Source organism: Fibrobacter succinogenes (genome assembly GCF_902779965.1).
GTDB lineage: Bacteria > Fibrobacterota > Fibrobacteria > Fibrobacterales > Fibrobacteraceae > Fibrobacter > Fibrobacter succinogenes_F.
Map to the genome: position 1 here is coordinate 1 of NZ_CACZDK010000069.1, position 5,703 is coordinate 5,703.

The following is a 5,703-nucleotide window of genomic DNA, read 5'->3' on the forward strand; positions in this document are numbered from 1 at the left end:
ACGATGCGTTTCGTGGTCACGTACCTGCTGTTGCTCGCCGCTTCTCACAAGCAGTTTCGCAGCAAGAACTGGAAGCACGAACTGATCCTGTTCATCTGCGGTATCACAGGTTGCACGCTCTACTTCTGGACCGAGAATACAGCGCTTTCGCTGGCGCCGTCGAGCAACGTCTCGCTTATCGTCTGCATCACACCGCTGCTCATCATGATCTTTGGCGGGCTTTTCTACAAGAGCGAACGGCTCGGCAAGCGGCAGATTCTCGGCTGTTTCGTCACGTTCATTGGCATGGTACTCGTGGTGCTGAACGGGAAGTTCATCCTGAAGCTCTCCCCGCTCGGCGACTTCCTCGCCATCAGCGCCGCACTCGTGTGGACCATCTATTCGCTTGTAGTCCGCAAGCTCAACGGCGAGTATTCCACACTGTTCATCACGCGCAAGATTTTCTTCTACGGTGCGCTCACGTCCATCCCCGCGCTGTTCATCGAGGCGGGCGGCAGCGTAGCGAAGGTGGCCGATATCCCGTGGCATAATTTCGCGGAACCCGTCGTGGCGCTCAACTTCCTCTGCCTCACGGTTTTCTCGTCGCTGTTCGGCTACCTCGTATGGAACAAGGTGATGAAACAGATCGGCACGGTGCTCGCGAGCAACTACCTCTACGCCATCCCGCTCGTCACCATCATTACCGCGGTCATCGCGCTTAGCGAGCGCATCACGCCAGTCGCCATCGCAGGCGCTGCAGCAACTGTTGCCGGCATGATCATCGCCGAGATGAAACGCAAACCTTAATTCTTAATGCAACGGATAGCGTAGGCGAAGTATCCGCGCATTATCGATTCCTTATCCAAGTCGTACTGGTTCGAGAGAATCCATGCGTAGCGATTCATGTTGTCTTCGCCCCAGAAATAGGCCTTGGTGCCTTCACCGTCGTACTCGCCCGTGCTGGCGCGGTAACCAGCCGGCAAGGCAGAGAACCCGCTCGCGTTCGTGGCAACGACATTGTCACCGAAAATCGTATCTTCCCATTCGCCCACGGCACGCAGCGAACCATTGTTGTCGCCGTACGTTTCCTTTGCCGCATTGGTCAGGTCGCGCCAATCGGATGCCTGCGGGATGGCCCAACCTTCAGGGCAAGCTTTGGCGGCATCGAATTCCTGGTAGAAGCGCCCATACTTCTCGCAATTCGCGAGGATATTATTCAAGCAGAACGTAGAATCGAGGGAAACGGAACCGTCGGTACTCTTGGAAAAGTTCAGGTTCTCGGCCATCCATGTCTTGCCACCGATAACGACCGTCTTGTAACTCTTGCCGTCACGCGGATCTTGCAAGGTACCGTATTCCACATCCGGAGCAACGGACGCACTAGAAGCGGCAGAAGAACCGTTGCCCTCGAACACATATGACAGCCCGCTGGAAAACGGGTTTATCATGGAGCTAGAGCTCTTAGGGAGTGCGGCGTCACTTGAGCTTTCCGCAATTTCCGAAGAAGTCTGCGGTTCCGCTACAGCGCTGCTCGAAGGGTTGATCGATCCGGAAGATTCAACCGGCACCGTATTTTCTTGCGGACCGGATGACGAATCAGAACCGCACGCCACCAAGCCGAAAAACAAAGCGGCAGCCAAAACGACAAAATCTATAGACTTGAAATTCATCTATCCCCCTAAAAAAAACGCGCGCAAAAAACTACAAAAAGACGCGGGAAACGTCACGACGATTTATTCCCGGTGCTCATGCAGGTACAGGTTCGCCTCGCCCACGGCAAGTTCAGAACCCTTGACAATCCATTCGTCATCCATCCCGGTGCGGTATTTCACCACGACGCGGTAGCGGTTTTCGGTCTGCAAGACTTCGGGCGGAACCGTCCAGAAATTCTCGGTACCCACGACCATCTCGAGCTCATAGGATTTACCGGCATTCGCTTCGTAAATCGTGATGGAATTCACCATATCTTTCGGGTTTCGCACCTGGACAATGCTCCAGAACGAACTCGCGCCTTCCTTGACCCAGAGCGAAGTGGAATCGCCCCACACGCCCTCGACGCCTTCGCAACTCACGAATTCCCATTCGCCGTAATAACGGCCCACGCGATTGCCCATGATATCGGCTGCCGGTGCACCGCCCAAGTCCACACCGCAGTTGGCATCGGGGCAACGGTCGGTAATGCGCACCGTCACGCGCTTCCAGCCATCGGGAGTTTTCGCCTTCACACGCACGCAGCCACCGCAAGCCGCACCGCCATTCCACGGGCCCTTATCGTCTCCCGGGGAAACATTCACCGTCTCCCGGGGAAACATTCACATGTATAGCCGCATAATACTGGATGTTAGTTTGTCCGTAATTGCAGGCGCCGCCCAAGCTAGTCTCTTTAGCGGTGATGCTCCCGTAGGTCGTCACGGAACCCTTGCCGCCCTTCTCGGTGAGCGTCGGGTCAGCAGCTGTATAGCTGTCGCAATCGGTACACTTGCCGTCGTCGCCGTCATCATCTTCGGAAGACGCCGGAGCTACGCTGGAGCTGGACGCCTCGCCCACATCACTGCTGCCCGGAACATCGGCGGAACTGCCCGGTGCGCTCTCGGAACTCGAAACGCTATTCGGGGCCTCCGCAGAGGAGTTGCCCGCAGATGACGCAGGTGCATCGCTAGAACTGGACTCCCCAGAAACACTGCTGGAGGGAGCCTCCTTCGAAGAACTTTCTGCAGAAGCGCCCGCGGAACTCGACGTCTCCGCCGAAGCCACCTCAGAAGAGGAAACCGGGGAATCATCCGCCTTCGCAAGCGTAGAACCATCGCCGCAAGCGGCAAGGAAAGCAACAGAAAGAGCAAAAAGGGCAAGTGCGCAAGGTTTCATATAGGAGAATATACCAAAAAATGCCATAACTATGGTTTATAGGAATCTTTTTGCACTGTCAAAATCATGCAATAAGCCTAAAAAGTCCATAAACAAGTTGATTCCAGTAGTCATGAACAATTTTTGCATCCCTACGGGAAAATAAGAATAAAATAACATACAAATAACAGCGCAAACAAATTATATTAATCAAAACCACACCTTAGCAAAAAAAGAAAAATGTTTTTTGACGTAGTACCCATTAGCACCTATGAGATGATGATTCATGAGTTAAAAAAACGAGAAACAAATCTCGTTCCCACAACCATAGCCATTCTACTCGTTAATTATACATTACAGCAAGCGAAGGATTACATTGAACCAGCATTACCATGGCTTCATGAATTATCAAGCAAAGATATTAATTTTTATCTGCCAGGCTATAGAACAATATCATCAGAAAATGGCAAAAGTATTCTTTATAACCGCAACGCCTATTTCTTTCACGAGGAAGATTTCAAAAATTTCTGCGATTCATTCTGCGAAGAATTTGATATTGAGCCAACTTTCGTCCCGACATTGATTCTTTTTGAATATGACGGAGAAAAATTTTCATCATCACGAAAAATGATAATTGACCTGTCTCCAGAAATGACAGACCTTGGACATGTTAAAGCATTTTTCGACACTATTTTATCTCGCGCAAGAAAAAGCGCCGTCCTCAATGATATCGCAGAAGGCATTCAAGCAAAAAAAATTTTCCCAATTTTCGAAGAAATCTTTGAAGAATTATCAAAGATAAACGTTTTAAAAACTATATACACACTTGTCAAGACGGTCCATAAATACAGGATACAATGATTAGAAGGAAAAGACCCCACCCCCAAAAAGCAAACCATCATCTAAAAAAATTTTAAATTATAGTCAGATTTTTCCTGCTTTGTCATTCAAATAAAGAGGCTATAAAATGGGCCTAAATCAACTTGTTGTGTCGGCGATTTTTCCGTTGCGAACCAGAGTCTAGAGCAACCATTTTGTTGACGTCAACAAAATGATAACTGAAAATAAAAAACTTTATTTTCGTCAGCTTAATCATTTTGCCAACATTGGCAAAATGATAATTAGCGACGCGCACCGATATGAAAAAGCCGGGGTGTTACCCCGGAATAAATCCGGGGCAGGCTCAAGCCGGCGCCTGAGGGCCCGTTAGAAGGGGTGCTGGAAGACTTGGATGGCACAGCCAAGGCTGCAAGCAGGGGGAGGCCTCCCCCTCTTGTTTTTTCTTCTGCCGTTATATATATTTCTCATTACACCAGAAAGGGGGATATTACGGACTGTTTCCGCACAGAGCGGGACGGTCTTTTTTTTGTTTTAAAAGGAGCCGAAAATGGAGAAAAAGGAAATTGCCAATAAAAATGACAACATTCTCTATACGAGAATCGCAGAAATTCTAGAGCGAAGCCGTAGTTTTGTCGCGACTACAGTCAATACAGCGATGGTTAAGACATATTACGAGATCGGCAGGATTATAGTAGAAGATGAGCAAAAAGGGCAAATACGTGCCGATTATGGTAAAGAGGTGCTGAAAAATCTTTCCAAAAAACTGACGGAGAAATTTGGCAAAGGATTCTCAACGACTAATTTGAAACAGATGAGGGATTTTTATCAGACATATCAAATTGGTCAGACAGTGTCTGACCAATTCAGCCTCAGTTGGTCTCATTACCTCTTCTTGATGCGAATTGACAACCCCAAAGAGCGCCAATTTTACGAAATTGAAGCAAAAAATTCAAATTGGAGTCTTCGTGAATTGAAAAGACAATTTGATTCCGCCTTATATGAGCGATTGGCGCTAAGTAAGGACAAGACCTCCATAAACAATCTTTCCAAAAAAGGGATTGTTGTCCAGTCTTCGAGTGATATTGTAAAAGACCCATATGTTTTGGAGTTCCTTGGCTTGCCAGAAAAAGCCGAATATTCAGAAACAGACTTTGAAAACAAGTTGATAGGCAAATTAGAATCTTTCTTGCTTGAACTTGGCAAGGGATACACTTTTGTCGGTCGGCAGGTTCGACTTACGTTTGACGAAAAGCATTTCTTTGTAGATCTGGTCTTCTACAATAGAATTTTGCAGTGTTTCGTCCTAATTGATTTAAAGATTGGCGAGATTACGCATCAAGATTTAGGCCAGATGCAGATGTATGTACACTACTATGATCGTTTCGTAAAATTGGATAACGAGAACAAGACCATCGGCATTGTCCTTTGCAAGAAAAAATCGGATTCTCTGGTGGAGATTACCTTACCCGAAGACAACACACAAATATTCGCAAGCAAATATCAGATGGTATTACCAAACAAGGAAGAACTGATTAGATTGATAGAAGATCGGTAGCAATTCCCTCTTTTTCAAACAAATTCGGCGGTTTAGAAATTTTTGTTTACCGCGAGCGATTGGGTGTGGACAAATTTATATTATAATTATGGTATGGCGAAGGAGAAAATTATGAAAAAGGCAAGCTTTTTCGTTCTGCCCCTTGCGCTGGCGACGGCGTTCACGGCGGCATCGGCATTCACTCTCAACGGGACTGTTACTGACGAGGCCGGGACTCCTGTCCAGGGCGCGCTCGTAAAGCTTATCGCCAAGGGCGATTCGGCACAGACCGACAAGGACGGCAAATTCGTTTTCAAGGAAGACGACGACATGCTGGGCCTCGCACAATTCAGGGCTGGGCATATCGGCATCGTCGACGGAGTCCTCCGCTTTTCGCAGAGCAGCAACTCCCCCGTGCTGGTGAGCATTTTCGACATGATGGGCAACCTGGTGCTCTGCCAGGAACTGCACGGCTCGGGCCAGGTGGACTTGAGGCAGGGCGTGAC

At 48.5% G+C, this 5,703-nt stretch carries 7 protein-coding genes; 4 read left to right on the forward strand and 3 right to left on the reverse strand.

All coding sequences use genetic code 11. From position 1 onward, the window contains the following. Window positions 1-786, forward strand: a 786-nt coding sequence (locus tag HUF13_RS17030; protein ID WP_173476217.1) for a DMT family transporter, incomplete at its 5' end; no start/stop codon positions are given. Here HUF13_RS17030 and HUF13_RS17035 read toward each other — a convergent pair. The 3 genes from HUF13_RS17035 to HUF13_RS17505 all read right to left on the reverse strand — a co-directional run bounded on the left by HUF13_RS17035 (window position 783) and on the right by HUF13_RS17505 (window position 2,844). Beyond that, window positions 783-1,649 carry an FISUMP domain-containing protein gene (locus HUF13_RS17035; RefSeq protein ID WP_173476218.1) on the reverse strand — a complete coding sequence of 289 codons (867 nt, stop codon included), beginning with the start codon at window positions 1,647-1,649 and terminating at the stop codon, window positions 783-785. The genes HUF13_RS17030 and HUF13_RS17035 overlap by 4 nt on opposite strands. Before the next feature lie 63 nt (window positions 1,650-1,712). Continuing rightward, on the reverse strand, window positions 1,713-2,273 hold the full coding sequence (locus HUF13_RS17500) for a hypothetical protein (protein ID WP_304039356.1): 561 nt from the start codon (window positions 2,271-2,273) through the stop codon (window positions 1,713-1,715). Further along, complete coding sequence (locus HUF13_RS17505; protein WP_304039357.1) at window positions 2,248-2,844, reverse strand: hypothetical protein; 597 nt, start codon at window positions 2,842-2,844, stop codon at window positions 2,248-2,250. Before HUF13_RS17505 ends, HUF13_RS17500 begins: the two co-directional genes overlap by 26 nt. A 219-nt stretch (window positions 2,845-3,063) precedes the next feature. On the opposite strand from HUF13_RS17505, the gene HUF13_RS17045 reads away from it, so the two are divergent. The 3 genes from HUF13_RS17045 to HUF13_RS17055 all read left to right on the forward strand — a co-directional run. After that, window positions 3,064-3,684 carry a hypothetical protein gene (locus tag HUF13_RS17045; RefSeq protein WP_173476219.1) on the forward strand — a complete coding sequence of 207 codons (621 nt, stop codon included), beginning with the start codon at window positions 3,064-3,066 and terminating at the stop codon, window positions 3,682-3,684. A 526-nt stretch (window positions 3,685-4,210) separates the two neighbouring features. Then, window positions 4,211-5,218, forward strand: a complete 1,008-nt coding sequence (locus HUF13_RS17050; RefSeq protein ID WP_173476220.1) for a YhcG family protein — start codon at window positions 4,211-4,213, stop codon at window positions 5,216-5,218. 111 nt (window positions 5,219-5,329) lie between these two features. Beyond that, on the forward strand, window positions 5,330-5,703 hold a 374-nt coding region (locus HUF13_RS17055), incomplete at its 3' end, for a carboxypeptidase-like regulatory domain-containing protein (RefSeq protein WP_173476221.1).